This window comes from Brevundimonas fluminis, from assembly GCF_003934285.1.
GTDB lineage: Bacteria > Pseudomonadota > Alphaproteobacteria > Caulobacterales > Caulobacteraceae > Brevundimonas > Brevundimonas fluminis.
Genome location: NZ_RQWJ01000002.1, coordinates 652,527 through 667,732, shown reverse-complemented (window position 1 = coordinate 667,732; position 15,206 = coordinate 652,527). Strand labels below are relative to the sequence as shown.

Here is a 15,206-nt window from a genome sequence, read left to right as displayed (position 1 = left end):
TCAGGCCGCGTTGGCCGCGCCGGACTTGCCGTCGGCCTTCAGCTTGTCGTTGTGCGCCCGGATGCCCTGGGCGATCAGCTCGGCGGCCTCGCCGGCGTCGCCCCAGCGCTTGACCGTGGTGTCCTTGTTCTTCTCCAGGTCCTTGTAGCGCAGGAAGAAGTGCTCGATCTGCTCGATCATGATGGCCGGCAGCTGACGATAGCTGGCGACGTCGGTGTAGTAGGGATGCAGGGCGTCGACCGGCACGGCCAGGATCTTCTCGTCCATGCCCTTCTCGTCTTCCATGATCAGCACGCCGATCGGGCGCGAGCGGATGACGCAGCCGGGCACCACCGGCGTCGGGTTCAGCACCAGCACGTCGCAGGGGTCGCCGTCGGCCGACAGGGTGTGCGGCACGAAGCCGTAGTTGGCCGGATAGTACATGGCGGTGTGCAGGAAACGGTCGACGAACAGGGCGCCGGACGCCTTGTCCATCTCGTATTTGACCGGCAGACCCCCTTGCGGGATCTCGATGATGACGTTCAGGTCCCAGGGCGGATTGGGGCCGACGGGGATGGCGTCGATGTTCATGACGGGCCTGATTGTGCGACTGCGAGACGGGGAGGCGGGCGTGATAGTCCCCGGTCGTGGCGGAGGCAAGGCGCGCACGGCGCCCATGGAGCGTGGCGGATGACCCTTCTGGACGGTTTCGCGCTGGCCCTCTTCGCCCTGTGCTGGCTCGGCTACGGCCCGCTGCTGGGCCTTCTCGCGCGCCGCACGGGCACGCTGAACGACGACATGATGGTCATCCGCCGCGTGTGGATGACGGCCATGAGCCACCGCGAGGCGCCGCGTCTGGTCGACAGCCAGCTGATGGGCCACACCATCAACTCGGGCGGCTTCTTCGCCTCGACCAACCTGCTCCTGATCGCCGCCGTGGCGGGCATCCTGTTCGGGGACCAGCAGGCGCTGGACGGTTTCGCCGCCGTCGGCGCGGAGGACGTCCCGCGTCGCCTGCTGGAGATCAAGCTGGGGTTGATCCTGCTGTGCCTCGTGCGCGGCCTGCTCGATTTCATCTGGTCCATCCGCCAGATGAACTATGCGCTGGCGCTGATCGGCGCCTCTCCGGAGGCCCACACAGAGGCGGACCGGGTGGCGCTGGGCGCCGCGGCGGCGGACCTGCTGAACCCGGCCCTCTCGGCCTTCAGCCAGGGGGTGAGGGCCTATTACTTCGCGCTGGCTGCGGCGGCCTGGCTGTTCGGGCCATGGTGGCTGGCGGGCGGCGTCATCCTCGCCTTCGCCCTGCTGCTGTGGCGTCAGGCGGGCTCGCCCGCGGCCCGCGCCATCCGTCAGGCCCGCCGGCTGCTGGACCCCGACATGGGTCGATGATGCGGCGACCGCGTCGCCCCGGAACGATTTTCGCGCATGAAATCGGTTACAGCTCGAAACGGCGCACCGAAAACGCGTTACTCGTCGTGATCCGCGCCAGACGATTGCGCCTTGACGGATTGTGCACTGCAACCTAACTTCACCGTGACGCCTTCGGGCGTCATGCCCTTCCTGGGCGTTTCCTCCCTATAGACTTTTCAGGCCGCGCCCCCGGGCGCGGCCCTTTTTTCATCCGGGCAGCAGGGCGGCGATCACGCGCTCCACCCCGGCCTTGCATCGGGCCCAGCCCGGACCGGGCCGCAGGGTGGCCGGGTCCAGGTACAACCCCCGGTCCAGCTCGATCTGCACCGCCTCGAACCCCTCGCCCGGCCGACCCCACCGCTGCGTCGACCACCCCCCGGCGTAGGGGGCGTTCAGCGCCACGCGCCAACCCTCGGCCTCGAACAGACCCTTGAGCCGTCGCGTCAGCTCCGGCGCGCACGCCTCGCCGTGCCGGTCGCCGATCACCACCTGCGGGGCGCCCGCCTCACGCGACGCCGGCATGGAGTGCCAGTCGACCAGGATCGCCCGACCATGCGCCTCTTTCGCGGCCTCCATCAGCGCCGTGAGCCGGGCGTGATAGGGGGCGTGCCAGGCCGCGACCCGCGCCTCGGCCTCGGCCCGCGTCAGGCGCGCCCCGTTCAGCGGCCGTCCGTCGCCCGACAGCCTGGGGATCACCCCGTACCCGGCCGCCGCCCGGGGCGAGACCGGCCGTCCGGGTTCCAGCCCCTCGATCAGGTGAGGATCCAGCTCCTCCGGTCCGCGGTTGAGGTCCACATAGGCGCGGCTGACGCCGCCCAGCAACAGGGCCGCCCCCCGGGCCGCGCCGGACCCGATCAGGCGGTCGACCAGCGCGTCCTCGGCGCTTCTCAGGCTGCGGCGGGACAATCCCGGCGCGGCGCGCATGTCGGCGGGAACCGCGGCGCCCGAGTGGGGAGAGGCGAACACCCACGCCGTCGCCGGCCGCCCCTCCCCTCGTCCGCCCGCGTCCTGATTCATCGTCGCCGTCTTTCCAACCCCCTGCGAATCCGCCGGTTTTCATGGCCGGTTTACGGATGCGCGGCTAGAGTGCGGGCTCAATCGGGGACCACGAACCACACATGGCGCGCATTCTTCTGGCGGAAGACGATTCCTCGCTGCGCGGCTTCCTGACGCGCGCGCTGGAGCGGGCCGGCCATTCGGTGGTCGACTGCGAGAACGGCGACGACGCCATCGACGCCCTCGATCACGGCCCCTACGACCTGCTTCTGACCGACATCGTCATGCCCGGCGCCGACGGCATCGAGGTGGCCCGCGTCGCCGCCCAGCGCCAGCCCGGCCTGCGCATCATGTTCATCACCGGCTTCGCCGCGGTCGCCCTTTCGGCCGCCCAGGCCACGCCCCAGGCCAAGGTTCTGTCCAAGCCCGTGCACCTGCGCGACCTGGTGGGCGAGGTGGAGAAGATGATCGCCGCCTGACGGCCATAGGTCGAAGGGCGGGACTTGCGGCCCGCGATCCGGCGGGTTATGGACCCCGCCTTCCCGTTCCGGGGCCGCCCAGCGCGACGCCGGAACCGCCACGGCGGACGCGTAGCTCAGCGGGAGAGCACTACGTTGACATCGTAGGGGTCACAGGTTCAATCCCTGTCGCGTCCACCATTTTTCTTCAAGAAAATCAGCCATCTAGCGAGGTTCGGGGCGACCTCTCGCCCGTCCGCGCATTGCGTTTCTGGGCTAGTGGGGCGCTAGTGGGGCAGAAGAACTGAAACAGCGCGAACTTCGGCGAAACGCCCTGCACTGAAAATGTGCTGGTGGGGCAGTAGGCTCATGGTTCCCGTCGGAGCCCCAGCCCTCCGACTTCGGAGGGTGTCCCGGGAGTTTCGACTCCGCTCAACGGCGCTGGCCGCCTGTCAGCTTATGCGGTTTAGCGCATAATCCATCATTATGCGCTAAACCGCATAAAGTAAAAATATGTTGAAAAACGCATAAACTTCCGGTATGCGCGATACCGAATAGGAGGTGCGATATGAGTGCGTTTGCCCGATCGCCGAAACAGCTGGGCGTTCTGATCCAGCGACATCGCAAGCAGCGGGGTCTGAGCCAGACCGAACTGGCCGGCCTCGCGGGCCTGCGCCAGGAAATGCTCTCCAAGCTCGAAAGCGGCCAGCCGGGCACCCGCCTGTCCTCAATCTACGCCGTGCTTTCCGCCCTGGACCTCGAGATGACGATCCAGCCTCGGACGAAGAGCTCGTCTGAAGACATCGCAGACCTCTTCTGATGGGACGAGCGAGGACACATCCCCCGCTCAATGTCCTGATCAACGGTCGTCTCGTCGGCCACCTGCAGAAGGATGCCGGCGGCGCCGTAAGTTTCCAGTACGATCGCGACTGGCTCGACTGGTCGAACGCCTTCCCGGTGTCCCTGTCTCTGCCGCTCCAGAAGTCCGCCCGGCGCGGCGCGGCGGTGACGGCCGTATTCGACAACCTGCTGCCCGACAGCCCGGCGGTTCGCCGCCAGGTGGCCGAGAAGACCGGAGCGAAGGGGGCTGACGCCTACAGTCTGCTGGAGCAGATCGGGCGAGACTGCATCGGCGCGATGCAGTTCCTGCCTGACGGCCTCGACGCTGACGTTTCTGGGGGCATCAGGGCGGAGGACATCAGCGACGCCGAAATCGAACACCTGCTCGCAAATCTTGCGCGGGCGCCCATGGGGATCAATCCCGACGAGGGCTTCAGGATCTCCATCGCCGGGGCACAGGAGAAGACGGCTCTTCTGTTCCACGAGGGGCGATGGAAGCGACCTGTCGGGACGACGCCGACCACCCACATCATCAAGCCCCAGCTCGGTCGGATTCCGACGGCTTCAGGCGAGATCGATCTCAGCCACAGCGTCGACAATGAACACTACTGTCTGGCGCTGATGCGCGCCTTCGGGCTGCAGACGGCCACGACGGAAATCGCCACGTTCGGAGACAGACGTGCCCTGGTCGTCGAACGGTTCGATCGCACCTGGCGAGCGGACGGCCGACTGCTTCGCCTTCCGCAGGAAGACCTGTGCCAGGCGCTGTCTTTCCCTTCCAGCCAGAAGTATCAGGACAGAGGGGGACCCGGCACGCTGCAGATCCTCGAGCGTCTCCAGGAGGCGGACGACCCCGCACGGGACAGGGCAGCCTTCTTCCGGAGCCAGATCCTGTTCTGGCTGATCGGAGCCACGGACGGTCATGCCAAGAACTTCAGCCTGTTCCTGCGCCCGGGCGGGCGTTTTGAACTGACGCCCTTCTACGACGTGCTGACCGCCCAGCCGGCGTTCGATCGCAGGCAGATCCGTCACAGGGAATATCGACTTGCCATGAGCGTGGGGGCCACGCCGCACTATCGGATCGACGACGTGGTGGGTCGGCATTTCATCGAAAGCGGCAAGGCCGGAGGGCTGGGTCCGTCGCTTATGCGCAGGGTCATCGACGAGATCATGGAGGCGGTCCGGACGGCGCCGGATCGAGCGCTCGGCGAAATGCCGCCCGACTTTCACACGGAGGCTCACGAGGCGATCAAGGCCATCCTGCCGCGGCGCCTCACGATACTAGAGACGGCTTACGGAGAGTTCTGAAGATGAATGGTTTCCGACATTCAGAATGTCCGCCTTCGGCGGTTCGAGATGCCGATCGCTGGGCTTGGGGCTCGCTTTCACAGCCGCAGGCCGAACCTCGGTCCGAGCCAGATCATCAGGCTATAGAGGACGATTGTGAGCAGGCATCCCGCGATCAGGGCCGCCCAGAAATTGAAGCCCGTCTTCAGAAGCGCCGGGGTGACGAGGAACATCGGCAAGGACGGCAGGACGAACCAGAAGGTCGCCACGGCATGGTGGGCCATATTCTCCGCGTCCGGGCGGTCACGCCAAAGCCAGATCATCCCCAGCACCGAGATCAGAGGCAGGGACGCGATCAGCGCGCCGAAACCGGGGTAGCGTTTGGACACGGTCGAGATCGCAGCGATGAGCACGCCGGAGATCGCCGCCTTCAGGACGAAGTAGAGCATCTAGACCACCCGTTTGACCTCTGAATACGCGCCCTCGGTGCGCAGGGTGATGGTCACCGGCTCACCCGTGCGGTTGCGCCAGAACCAGCCGTGGCTGCCGTCGAAGGCGGCGACCAGTTCGCCCTCGACCCGCTGTTCCGAGCCCTTGCCGTAGCCGTGGTAGGGCGTGCCGGGACGGTCGGCGTGGGTGTCGTAGTTGATCGCACCGCCGCTGCTGGTCCAGGTGAAGCGGACGCGTGCGCCCTCGGCCATCACCAGCTTGATCTCGGCACCCTGATCGGGGGCGAGGGTGATGACGGTTTCATCCGAGCGCTGGCCGCTCGTCGCAGAGGTCGTCTCGGCCGGGGCGGTGGTGGTGACGGCGGCTGGGGCAGTCGCGGCCACGGCCAGACCCGCATCTTGCGTTTCGGCCTCGGCGGCGAGCTGCATCTTTATGCGGCCCATTTCGGTCAGGCCGAGAACCGAGCCGATCCGGGTGGGGTCGACGCCGTATTCGGCCGGCAGGACGACGGTGACGAGGAGGGCCGATGCGATCACGGCGGCGATGCCGGTGGATTTCAGCAATTGGCCGGTCGAGGGCAGTTCGGAGGCGTCGGGCTTGTCGGCGCTATACATGGGTCAGGTCTCCGGTCAGGCGACGAAGAAGCCGACGAGCTGATAGCCCGCCAGGATGAAGCCGAGGGTCATGACGACCACATTGGCGGTGTAGGCGTGACGCCAGAAGCCGGAGGTCTTCCTCCAGAAACCCATGACGATCAGGATGGCGCTTAGCGCCAGAAGCTGGCCGATCTCGACGCCAAGGTTGAACGCCAGCAGGTTCCCGATCAGGCCGTCGGGCGACAGGTTGAAGTCCTGGAGTTTGGTCGCCAGGCCGAAGCCATGGAACAGGCCGAACACCAGCGTCGCGACCTTGGTGTTGGGCTGGACCCCAAACCAGCGCTGATAGGCCCCCATGTTGTCGAGCGCCTTGTAGACGACCGACAGGCCGATGATGGCGTCGACGAGATAGCTGGACACGCTGACGTCGGTCAGCACGCCCAGCAGCAGGGTCGAGGAGTGGCCGACGGCGAACAGCGTCACATAGATGCTGATGTCCTTCATCCGGTAGAGGAAGAAGATCACCCCCAGCAGGAACAGCAGGTGGTCGTAGCCGGTGACCATGTGCTTGGCCCCTAGATACAGAAACGGCCAGAACAGGAAGCCAGAGGTCTCCTGAATGTAGCCCTTGTCGCCATCGGCGACGCCATGGGCGAAGGCGGCCGTGAGCAGGCCGTTCAGGAACAGGATTAGCAGCCCCAGTATGAGGACGCCGGCGGGCGTCCTCAGCCAGGCGGCCCATCGAGGGGGCGCGGCGGTCATGCGTCATTCCGGTAGAAGGGAAGACGGTTCAGCCAAGTTCGCCGTGTGCCGGCTGGGCGCGGCGGACGGCCGCGGACGAGGCTGTAGAGGGCGGGCAGGACCAGCAGGGTCAGGATCGTCGAGGAGATGATCCCGCCGATGACCACGGTCGCCAGCGGACGCTGGACCTCGGCTCCGGCGCCCACGTTCACGGCCATCGGCACGAACCCCAGGCTGGCGACCAAGGCGGTCATCAGCACGGGCCGCAGCCGGGTAAGGGCGCCCTCGCGGATGGCTTCGCCCAGCGGCTTGCCCTCCTCGATCAGACCTCGGATGAAGCTGACCATGACGACGCCGTTGAGCACGGCGACGCCGGACAGGGCGATGAAGCCGACCGCCGCCGAGATCGACAACGGCAGGCCCCGCATCGCCAGGGCCGCCACTCCGCCGGTCAGGGCCAAGGGCACGCCGGAGAAGACGATCGCGGAGTCCTTCACCGAGCGGAACAGGGCGAACAGCAGGCCGAAGATTAGCAGCAGCACCACCGGCACCACAAATTGAAGGCGTTTGGCAGCCGAAATCAGTTGCTCGAACGTGCCGCCGTAGCTGATCCAGTATCCGGGCGGCACCTCGACCTCGGCCCCGACCTTCTCCTGAACCTCGGCGATGAAGGAGCCGAGGTCGCGACCCCGCACATTGGCCGTGACGACGACGCGGCGCTTGCCGTCCTCGCGACTGATCTGGTTTGGTCCCTTCTCCACGACGACGGTGGCGATCTCTTCCAGCGGCACGAAGGCGGGTCCGCCCGCGCCCGGCACCGGGATGCGCAGGCGTCCGATCGCCTCGGTGTCCTGGCGCAGGGTTTCGGGCAGACGGACGACGACATCGAAGCGCCGATCGCCCTCGAACACCTGACCGGCGACGACGCCCCCGATGGAGGCCGAAACCACCTGCTGCACATCTTCCATGCTGATGCCCAGCCGCGACAGAGCGGCGCGGTCCGGCGTGATCTGAAGAACCGGCAGACCCGTGACCTGTTCAGTCGAGACGTCGGCGGCGCCCTCGATGTCGCCGACCACGCCTTCGATCCCGTCCGCGACTTCCAAAAGCTCGTCCAGATCGTCGCCGAACACCTTGATAGCCACGTCGGCCCGGACGCCCGACAGCAGTTCGTTGAACCGCATCTGGATCGGCTGGGTGAACTCGTAATTGTTGCCGGGAACTTCGGCGACCGCTTCCTGCATCTCGGCGACAAGCTGGGCGCGGGGCTTCCTCGGGTCTGGCCAGTCCTTGCGATCCTTCAGCATGATGAAGGTGTCGGCGACCGACGGCGGCATGGGGTCGGTGGCGACTTCGGCCGTGCCGAGTTTCGACACGACCCGCTCGACCTCGGGGAACTGCGACAGCCGTCGTTCCAGCGCCGCCTGCATCTGCACCGCCTGGGTCAGGCTGGTGCCTGGGATGCGCAGGGCGTGCAGCGCAATGTCGCCCTCGTCCAGGTTCGGGATGAACTCCGAGCCCATGCGGCTGGCGCCGAACCCAGCGATGACAACCAGCGCCACGGCCACGGCGACAAAGACGACCCTCATCCGCAACGCCATGTCCAGCGCCGGCTGGTAGAAGCGCCGGGCGCCGCGCATGACGAAGCTGTCCTTTTCCTCGACCTTGCCGGTGACGAACATCGCAACGGCTGCCGGGACGAAAGTCAGCGACAGGACCAGGGCGCAGGTCAGGGCGATGACGACGGTGATCGCCATGGGGTGGAACATCTTCCCCTCCACCCCTGTCAGGGCGAAGATCGGCACATAGACCAGGGTGATGATCAGGACCCCAAACAGGGACGGCCGGATCACCTCGCTGGAGGCCGAGGCCGCCAGGGCGAACCGCTCGTCACGGGTCAGCAGGCCACCCTTTCGGTGCTGCGCCTCGCCGAACCGACGCAGGCAGTTCTCGACGATGATGACGGCCCCGTCGACGATCAGGCCGAAGTCGAGCGCGCCGAGGCTCATTAGATTGCCGGACACGCCCGTCCGCACCATGCCGGTGATGGTCATCAGCATAGTGATGGGGATGACCGCCGCCGTGATCAGGGCCGCGCGGATGTTCCCGAGCAGCAGGAACAGCACGACGATGACCAGAAGCGCGCCTTCGACCAGGTTCTTCTCCACCGTATGGATGGCGCGATCGACCAGGTCGGTCCGGTCATAGACCGGCACGGCGCGCACGCCGGCGGGCAGGGCCTCGGCCGCCGTCTCCAGCCGCGCGGCGACGGCCTGGGCCACCGTCCGGCTGTTCTCGCCCACCAGCATGAAGACGGTGCCCAGCACCACCTCGCGGCCATCCTCGGTCGCCGCTCCGGTGCGCAGTTCCTCGCCCATGATCAGATCGGCGACGTCGGCGACCCGCACGGGCACGCCGTTGCGGTTCGAGACGATGATGGCGCCGAGGTCTTCGAGCGAGGTCGCCTGCCCCGGCACGCGCACCAGATACTGCTCGCCGAACCGCTCGACGTAGCCCGCGCCGACGTTGGCGTTATTGCGGTCCAGCGCCTCGACCACCTCCGCCATCGTCACGCCATAGGCAGCGAGGCGATCCGGCCAGGGGGTGACGTGATACTGGCGCTCGAAGCCGCCGATGGTGTTGACCTCGGTGACGCCGGGTGTGTTCCGAAGCTGGGGCCGGATCACCCAGTCCTGGAGGGTGCGCAGGTCTTCGGGCGTGTAGAGTTCGCCGTCGGGACGGCGCGCCCCCTGCTCCACCTCCACCGTATACATGAAGATCTCGCCCAGCCCCGTGGCGATGGGGCCGAGTTCGGGCGTCAGACCCTCGGGTAGCTGGCTGCGCGCCGCCTGGAGCCGCTCGTTGACGAGCTGGCGGGCGAAGTAAATGTCCGTCCCGTCCTCGAAGACGACGGTGACCTGGCTCAAGCCATAGCGGGAAATGGAGCGGGTGTATTCCAGCCCCGGCAGGCCCGCGATGGCGGTCTCGACCGGGAAGGTGATCCGCTGTTCGGACTCCAGCGGCGAGAAGCCGGGCGCCTCGGTGTTGATCTGGACCTGGACGTTGGTGATGTCCGGCGTGGCGTCGATGGGCAGACGCTGGAAACTCCAGACGCCGACCGCACAGGCAAGAAGGACGAGCGCCATGACGATCCAGCGGAACCGAATCGACAGCGCGATGATGCGTTCAAGCATGGTCCGCGCCTTTAGTGGTCATGGCTCGCGCCGGACTTCTCGACGTCCGCGCGGATGAGGAAGGCGCCGTCGACGACGTAGTCGACGCCGGGGTCGATGCCGGACAAGACTTCGGTCCATTCCGGGGTCCGCCTGCCCAGTTCCAGCATCCGCACCTCATAGGTCGTGCCGAAGCGGGCATAGACAACGGTGAAATCACGGAAGGGCTGGAGCGCGCGGGTGCGCACCGCCAGTGGAACCTCGCCCGCGCCCACCTGGACTTCGCCTGAGACGCCCAGGCCCGGCCGCCAGACGCCGCCCTGATAGGGCAGGTCGACATGGGCGATCATCACCTGGCTGGTCAGGTCGGTCGAGGGCAGGACCGCCTCGATCGCCCCGTTGAAGGTGTAGTCGCCGGCCAGGCTCTTGACCGTGACCCTCTGGCCCGCCCGGACGCGCTCGGCGTCGCGAGGGTAGAGCAGGAACTCGGCGTGGAGCCGGGTCGGATCGCCGATCCTCAGCATCGGGTCAGCGCCGCCGGTGATCGAACCGACGTTGACGTTCTTCTCGACGATGATGCCCGAGACGGGCGCCGTGATCGAATAGGTCTGGAGGCTCTCGCTGGACTCGACGCGGGCGATCACCTGTCCGCGCGACACCCGCGTGCCGAGCTGGACGTTCAGCGCCATGACGCGGCCGGGATAGCGGGCGTGGACCTCGGCCTGCCCTTCCGGGGTGATTTCGACCCGGCCGGTCAGCGGCAGGGTTTCTCCGAGAACCGCCGGGCCGACGCGCTCGACCGTGACCCCGCCGGTGCGGGCGGCGTCGGCGGAGATGGTGGTCCGCCCCTCATAGGAGGCATAGGTCCAGGCGGATCGCCGGCCGCCCCGCGTCGCCGACACCGCGACGTCGAAGGAGTGGGGCTCAAACACCACGCCGGGGCTGGCGAGATAGTCGTTCTCCGCCGTGAAGGTGAACCGATCGACCTTCGGCCCCAGCCGGGTCAGCACGATCGAGGCCTGAACCTGGCGCGGGTCCAGCGGCTTGTCCTTCAGATACGGATACAGCCGGAACAGCGGCTCTGGCCCTTCCTCATAGAGGGTGATCTCCAGGGCGAAATCGCCATCCCGCAAAAGGCGGCCGTTGTGCGGGCCGCGCTCGTAGTCGCCGGCCTCGGCTTCGGCCTTTTCGGCGGACGGGGCGTCCGAGCAGGACGCGACGCCGACGACGCCGGCCAGGAACAGGGCCGCCGCAGCCGCCCGGATGAGATTGGACGGGCTCATCGGCGCGCCTCCGATTGCAGGATGAGGGGATCGTGGGCGCCGGTCAGCCGGTCACGGCGCGCGACGTCTCGATGGAGTTCGGAAAGGACCTCGACCAGCCGCAGCCGCAGATCGAGCAGGGAGCGGTGGGCGGAGACCACGTCGTTGTAGGTGAAGCCGCCTCTGGCGAAGCCGGCCTCGACCTCGGCGACGGCGCGCTCGGCCAGCGGCAGGGCGTCTTCGCGCAGGCGTCTGGCCTCGCTGGCGCCGGCCGAGATGTCGACCTGAAGCCGAGCGACCTCGCGGTCCTTCTCCAAGCGGAACGCATTTCGGTCCGCCGTCGCGGCGGTCGCCAGGGCCTCCGCCTGATCGATGGCGCCCTGGTTGCGGTCGTAACGCTGAAGCGGGATCGATCCGCCGATCACCAGGCCGACGCCCCCCGTATCCCAGTCGTGCCGCAGGCCGACGTCGACCGTGGCGTTGGGCACGGCGGCGGCGCGCTGGACGGCGGCGTCCGCCGCCGCCAGATCGCGCCGCGCATGGAACACGAGCAGGTCTGCCTGGGCGATGTCGCCGACAGGCAGCCGCGAGGCGGAAGTGTCGTAAAACAGGGCCGACGGGATGGAGAAGTCCACCGTGCCGTCCCAGAACTTCGCCAAGGCGATGCGGGCGACGCGCAGCCTCGTCTCCGCCTGGTCCAGATCGATCTGGGCCTCGACCAACTCCGCCTCCGCCCGCGACCCTGCGAAAAGGGGATCGCGCGCCGCCGCTACCCGGCGTGAGGTCTCGGCCTGAACCCGCTCCGCTAAGGCAAGCCGTTGCCGTGCGACGTCCAGTTCGGCCTCGGCGATCAGCACTTCGATGTAGGCGAGCTGCGCCTGCTCCAGGCGGTCCAGCCGCTTCACCCGCGCTTCCGCCGCGACCAGATCGGCTTCGCTGCGAGCCCGGCCCGTGCGGGCGACGCGATCCCCGCCGCGCTCCCACTCTTGGGAATATGTCACGCGCACCTCGGTGCGGTCGATCAGTCCGCCGCCGCCGACTGTCGGCAGGTTCTCGACCGCGACGCCGAGACGGGGGTTGGTGCGCACATCGGCCTGACGGACGCCGGCCTCGGCTGCACGGGAGCGGGCGTCCGCTCCGGCGATGCTCGGGTCAGCCTGGGCCGCGCGGGCGAGCGCGTCCGGCAGCGTCAGCGTCGGAAGCGGCGCCTCGGCGGTCGCGGCGTTCTGGGCCAAGGCCATGCCGCAGGGCAGGCCAAGGCCTGCGGTAAGGGCGAGCGCGGATGCCATCGCGGCTCGCGCCCGCCGTCCGGCCAAGCCGGCGGTTGGGTGTCTCAAGGAAATCTCCGAAAAAGGGCGCGCGCGACCGCTCGGCCGCGCCGGTTCAGATAACCGTCAGCGTCCGTTTCGGAGGGTCTTCCGGGCCTTCTCGGTCCCAGCCAACCAAGGCGTGATCCGCGCCGGGCGTCAGCGGGTCGGCCGCCAAGGCGAGAACATGAACCGGAGACCGCGAAAGCGTCGGGATCGCGGCGTGCGGATCACCGCCGCTGTGGTGATGGTGCCCGATGGGTTGTTGATCGCCGTCCGTCTCCGGGTCTTCATCTGAAGCCTCGGCCGGCGCGACATGCACATGAACACCGTGGTTGTCATCGACGGACGTCAACGACACAGGCGGCCAGCCGGCGCCGTGGCCGGCGGCGTGTTGCGTCTCCGCCAGGGCATGCACGTTCAACACCGCCAGAAGGGCGACGCTGAGGCAGATGCAAAAGATGCGGAAGGCTTGCGGCAAGATCGACGCTCCTTCGGTCCGTGTAACCGCTCGGGCTGTGTTCGGCAACGTCGATCATCCGCCCTTGACCTTCCCATGGGGGGAGACCCCACCTGTGTCGTCGTCGAGTGAAAAGGCGACGACGATGGTTGAGTTGAAAGTCCATGGGATGACCTGCGGTCACTGCGTCGCAACGGTGAAAGCGGCCGTTCTGGAAGTGGTGCCGACGGCGCGCACGGAGGTCGAGATCGCGAGCGGCACCGTGCGCATCGAAGGCGACGTCGATGCGGCTCGCGTCAGGGAAGTCATTGAGCGCGCGGGCTATTCAATAGGATGAGCGCGCAGGCAATGGTGCCAGTGAGAATGAGGGAAACGCGCCCAGCGCGCGTAGATCAGCCGAAGGTCGGAAACGGCCAAATGTCTGGAGACTGAGTATGCGTCCCTTCCACCCCGCCCCGTTCGTCGCGGTCGTCGCCGCCGTGGCGCTCGCCGCTGGGCCAGCCTCCGCCCACGCTCGCTTGGTAAGCTCGAACCCGGCGGCGAACTCCATCATCGCCCCGACGCGGACGGTCAGCCTGACCTTCAGCGAGCGCAGCGTGCCCGCCTTCTCCAGCTTCGACGTGGTAAATGCGGCGGGCGAGAAGGTCGCGATCCGGGTCGCGGCGTCCGAGGACGGCAAGACGCTGACCGGAACCATGACACGCCCGCTCGCGGCCGGCGTCTATCGCGTCGAGTGGCGCATCGCGTCCAGCGACGGCCACCGCATGACCGGGACCTACAGCTTTACGGTGCGATAGGCGGTGCTCGACCTCGCAGTCATCGCCCTGCGCTGGCTTCAGTATGTCGGCGCGGTCGTCCTCATGGGCGTGCCGCTGTTCCTCATCTACGGCTTGCGCAGTGCGGATCGGCTCGCCCTGAACTGGCTGCGGCCGACGTTGATCGCGGCGGCGGTGGTCGTCACTGTCGGGTCCTTGGCGGGCCTGACCGCTCAGACTGCCGTGATGGCGGGATCGTTGAGCGAGGCGCTCAAGCCCTCTTCCTTGTCGTTCATGATCACCGGCACGGCCCTGGGCAAGGCTTACGTCGTGCGGACGATCGCGGGCATCGTGGCTCTCGGTTTGGTCCTGATCCTGCGGCCCACACGCGCCCTCTGGCTGCTGGCGGGCGTGCTCGGAGCAATCGTCACGGCGAGCTTCGCCTGGACCGGGCATGGCGCGGCGACCGAAGGCGCGGGGCGCTGGCTGCATCTGGGGGCCGACCTCGTCCATGCCCTAGCGGCGTCGGTCTGGCTGGGCGCGCTCGCCGCCTTCGTATGCCTGCTGACGCGTCGATCGGTGTCGGACGATCCGGCGATCCACCGCGCCTTGGCCGGGTTCTCCGGGATCGGCACCGCAGCGGTCGGCCTGTTGGTCGTCAGCGGGCTCGTCAACACCGCGTTCCTGGTCGGGCCTCCGAGTCCAGAGGCGTTCGGCGCCGGGGCCTATGTCGCTCTGCTGGTGGTCAAGCTGCTGCTGTTCGGGTGGATGGCCGTCCTGGCGGCCGACAATCGCTACCGACACGTCCCGGCGCTGGGGTCCGCGCTCGCGAAAAACGAAGACCCCGGACCCGTCATCCTGAGCCTGCGTCGCAGCGTCGTCCTCGAAACGGCGGCGGGCGCGATGCTCCTGGCGGTCGTCGCCGTGATGGGCACCCTGCCACCGCCTGCCTCGATGTGATCGCCGTCAGCGGGGCGTGCGCGAGGACCAGTGGATGTGCTGGATGCGCCAGCCCTCGGGGCCGCGCCTCAGCACCATGGTCTCTACGGTCAGCAGGTTCACCGCGCGGGCATTGAATTGGCCCGTCGTGCGGCCCTCGCTGACGATCCAGGCGACGTCGCCCGACGCCCATCCTGATCGGCGCGTGACCGACGCCTCGGTGGCGGCCGAGAAGGCGGCGTCGGAGACCAGGTGGTGGGACGCATACTCCTCGCGCGACCGCTCCGCGCCGCCGCCCTCGAAGATCATCACGTCGGGAGCCAGGAAGTTCAGGGCGCCGGCCGTGTCGCCGGACTGCAAGGCGGCGTGGAAGGCGTCGACGACCGTCGCGGCCTCCGTGGCCTCGGCCGCCACGGAGGCCGCAGCATCAGCACCATGGGCGTGATCCTGGGCGAAGGCGGGCGCAGCCGAAAGCGCCGCGATAGACAGGAAGAGGGCGAAACATTTGCGGGACATCACGGCTCCGAGTTGGATGTTGATCTTGGTGGCCGTG

General features: G+C 67.7%; 17 protein-coding genes and 1 tRNA gene. 8 read left to right on the top strand and 10 right to left on the bottom strand.

The features are described from left to right. Complete coding sequence (gene ppa, locus EFJ44_RS03905) at positions 1-570, bottom strand: inorganic diphosphatase (protein WP_125255853.1); 570 nt, start codon at positions 568-570, stop codon at positions 1-3. Between the two features lie 99 nt (positions 571-669). On the opposite strand from ppa, the gene EFJ44_RS03900 reads away from it, so the two are divergent. Further along, positions 670-1,368: a DUF599 domain-containing protein gene (locus EFJ44_RS03900; RefSeq protein ID WP_125255852.1), complete on the top strand. Its 699-nt coding sequence runs from the start codon at positions 670-672 to the stop codon at positions 1,366-1,368. 228 nt (positions 1,369-1,596) lie between these two features. On the opposite strand, the gene EFJ44_RS03895 is transcribed toward EFJ44_RS03900, so the two are convergent. Continuing rightward, positions 1,597-2,406, bottom strand: coding sequence for an N-formylglutamate amidohydrolase (locus EFJ44_RS03895; protein ID WP_125255851.1), 810 nt, complete (start codon positions 2,404-2,406; stop codon positions 1,597-1,599). Positions 2,407-2,507: 101 nt separating this feature from the next. Between EFJ44_RS03895 and cpdR the strand changes: the two genes are divergently transcribed. The 4 genes from cpdR (at position 2,508) to EFJ44_RS03875 (ending at position 4,991) form a co-directional block, all read left to right on the top strand. Then, positions 2,508-2,864 carry a cell cycle two-component system response regulator CpdR gene (gene cpdR / locus EFJ44_RS03890; RefSeq protein WP_125255850.1) on the top strand — a complete coding sequence of 119 codons (357 nt, stop codon included), beginning with the start codon at positions 2,508-2,510 and terminating at the stop codon, positions 2,862-2,864. A 105-nt stretch (positions 2,865-2,969) separates the two neighbouring features. Continuing rightward, positions 2,970-3,044 (top strand) — tRNA-Val (locus tag EFJ44_RS03885). A 367-nt stretch (positions 3,045-3,411) separates the two neighbouring features. After that, entirely contained in the window at positions 3,412-3,663 is a 252-nt protein-coding gene (locus EFJ44_RS03880; protein ID WP_125255849.1) for a helix-turn-helix domain-containing protein, read from the top strand. Further along, a complete protein-coding gene (locus EFJ44_RS03875) occupies positions 3,663-4,991 on the top strand; it encodes a type II toxin-antitoxin system HipA family toxin (protein WP_125255848.1) in 1,329 nt (442 codons plus the stop codon). Before EFJ44_RS03880 ends, EFJ44_RS03875 begins: the two co-directional genes overlap by 1 nt. Before the next feature lie 77 nt (positions 4,992-5,068). Here EFJ44_RS03875 and EFJ44_RS03870 read toward each other — a convergent pair whose 3' ends face one another. The 7 genes from EFJ44_RS03870 to EFJ44_RS03840 all read right to left on the bottom strand — a co-directional run bounded on the left by EFJ44_RS03870 (position 5,069) and on the right by EFJ44_RS03840 (position 12,980). Continuing rightward, positions 5,069-5,419, bottom strand: a complete 351-nt coding sequence (locus tag EFJ44_RS03870; protein ID WP_125255847.1) for a DUF3147 family protein — start codon at positions 5,417-5,419, stop codon at positions 5,069-5,071. Beyond that, entirely contained in the window at positions 5,420-6,034 is a 615-nt protein-coding gene (locus EFJ44_RS03865; protein ID WP_125255846.1) for a transmembrane anchor protein, read from the bottom strand. 15 nt (positions 6,035-6,049) lie between these two features. Further along, a complete protein-coding gene (locus EFJ44_RS03860; protein ID WP_125255845.1) occupies positions 6,050-6,778 on the bottom strand; it encodes a HupE/UreJ family protein in 729 nt (242 codons plus the stop codon). Continuing rightward, entirely contained in the window at positions 6,775-9,951 is a 3,177-nt protein-coding gene (locus EFJ44_RS03855) for an efflux RND transporter permease subunit (protein WP_125255844.1), read from the bottom strand. Before EFJ44_RS03855 ends, EFJ44_RS03860 begins: the two co-directional genes overlap by 4 nt. Before the next feature lie 11 nt (positions 9,952-9,962). Continuing rightward, positions 9,963-11,213 carry an efflux RND transporter periplasmic adaptor subunit gene (locus tag EFJ44_RS03850; protein WP_125255843.1) on the bottom strand — a complete coding sequence of 417 codons (1,251 nt, stop codon included), beginning with the start codon at positions 11,211-11,213 and terminating at the stop codon, positions 9,963-9,965. Continuing rightward, positions 11,210-12,481, bottom strand: a complete 1,272-nt coding sequence (locus EFJ44_RS03845; RefSeq protein ID WP_206426855.1) for a TolC family protein — start codon at positions 12,479-12,481, stop codon at positions 11,210-11,212. Before EFJ44_RS03845 ends, EFJ44_RS03850 begins: the two co-directional genes overlap by 4 nt. A 94-nt stretch (positions 12,482-12,575) precedes the next feature. Next, positions 12,576-12,980 (bottom strand): hypothetical protein, encoded by a 405-nt coding sequence (locus EFJ44_RS03840; RefSeq protein WP_125255842.1) that lies wholly within the window; start codon positions 12,978-12,980, stop codon positions 12,576-12,578. Between the two features lie 37 nt (positions 12,981-13,017). Between EFJ44_RS03840 and EFJ44_RS03835 the strand changes: the two genes are divergently transcribed. From EFJ44_RS03835 to copD, 3 genes are all read left to right on the top strand, one after another. Beyond that, complete coding sequence (locus EFJ44_RS03835; RefSeq protein WP_164511838.1) at positions 13,018-13,296, top strand: heavy-metal-associated domain-containing protein; 279 nt, start codon at positions 13,018-13,020, stop codon at positions 13,294-13,296. 97 nt (positions 13,297-13,393) lie between these two features. After that, positions 13,394-13,756, top strand: coding sequence for a copper homeostasis periplasmic binding protein CopC (gene copC / locus EFJ44_RS03830; protein WP_125255840.1), 363 nt, complete (start codon positions 13,394-13,396; stop codon positions 13,754-13,756). Positions 13,757-13,759: 3 nt separating this feature from the next. After that, positions 13,760-14,674: a copper homeostasis membrane protein CopD gene (copD, locus tag EFJ44_RS03825; protein WP_125255839.1), complete on the top strand. Its 915-nt coding sequence runs from the start codon at positions 13,760-13,762 to the stop codon at positions 14,672-14,674. 6 nt (positions 14,675-14,680) lie between these two features. Here copD and EFJ44_RS03820 read toward each other — a convergent pair whose 3' ends face one another. Next, positions 14,681-15,169 (bottom strand): YybH family protein, encoded by a 489-nt coding sequence (locus EFJ44_RS03820; protein WP_125255838.1) that lies wholly within the window; start codon positions 15,167-15,169, stop codon positions 14,681-14,683. Positions 15,170-15,206: the final 37 nt, after the last annotated feature.

Bases quoted from the DNA above. Each gene is read 5' to 3' on its own strand.
- EFJ44_RS03870 (WP_125255847.1), bottom strand. From the start codon at position 5,419: ATGCTCTACTTCGTCCTGAAGGCGGCGATCTCCGGCGTGCTCATCGCT.
- EFJ44_RS03865 (WP_125255846.1), bottom strand. From the start codon at position 6,034: ATGTATAGCGCCGACAAGCCCGACGCCTCCGAACTGCCCTCGACCGGC.
- EFJ44_RS03900 (WP_125255852.1), top strand. From the start codon at position 670: ATGACCCTTCTGGACGGTTTCGCGCTGGCCCTCTTCGCCCTGTGCTGG.
- EFJ44_RS03820 (WP_125255838.1), bottom strand. From the start codon at position 15,169: ATGTCCCGCAAATGTTTCGCCCTCTTCCTGTCTATCGCGGCGCTTTCG.
- copC (WP_125255840.1), top strand. From the start codon at position 13,394: ATGCGTCCCTTCCACCCCGCCCCGTTCGTCGCGGTCGTCGCCGCCGTG.
- EFJ44_RS03850 (WP_125255843.1), bottom strand. From the start codon at position 11,213: ATGAGCCCGTCCAATCTCATCCGGGCGGCTGCGGCGGCCCTGTTCCTG.
- ppa (WP_125255853.1), bottom strand. From the start codon at position 570: ATGAACATCGACGCCATCCCCGTCGGCCCCAATCCGCCCTGGGACCTG.
- EFJ44_RS03895 (WP_125255851.1), bottom strand. From the start codon at position 2,406: ATGAATCAGGACGCGGGCGGACGAGGGGAGGGGCGGCCGGCGACGGCG.
- EFJ44_RS03880 (WP_125255849.1), top strand. From the start codon at position 3,412: ATGAGTGCGTTTGCCCGATCGCCGAAACAGCTGGGCGTTCTGATCCAG.
- EFJ44_RS03860 (WP_125255845.1), bottom strand. From the start codon at position 6,778: ATGACCGCCGCGCCCCCTCGATGGGCCGCCTGGCTGAGGACGCCCGCC.
- EFJ44_RS03875 (WP_125255848.1), top strand. From the start codon at position 3,663: ATGGGACGAGCGAGGACACATCCCCCGCTCAATGTCCTGATCAACGGT.
- EFJ44_RS03845 (WP_206426855.1), bottom strand. From the start codon at position 12,481: ATGGCATCCGCGCTCGCCCTTACCGCAGGCCTTGGCCTGCCCTGCGGC.
- EFJ44_RS03855 (WP_125255844.1), bottom strand. From the start codon at position 9,951: ATGCTTGAACGCATCATCGCGCTGTCGATTCGGTTCCGCTGGATCGTC.
- cpdR (WP_125255850.1), top strand. From the start codon at position 2,508: ATGGCGCGCATTCTTCTGGCGGAAGACGATTCCTCGCTGCGCGGCTTC.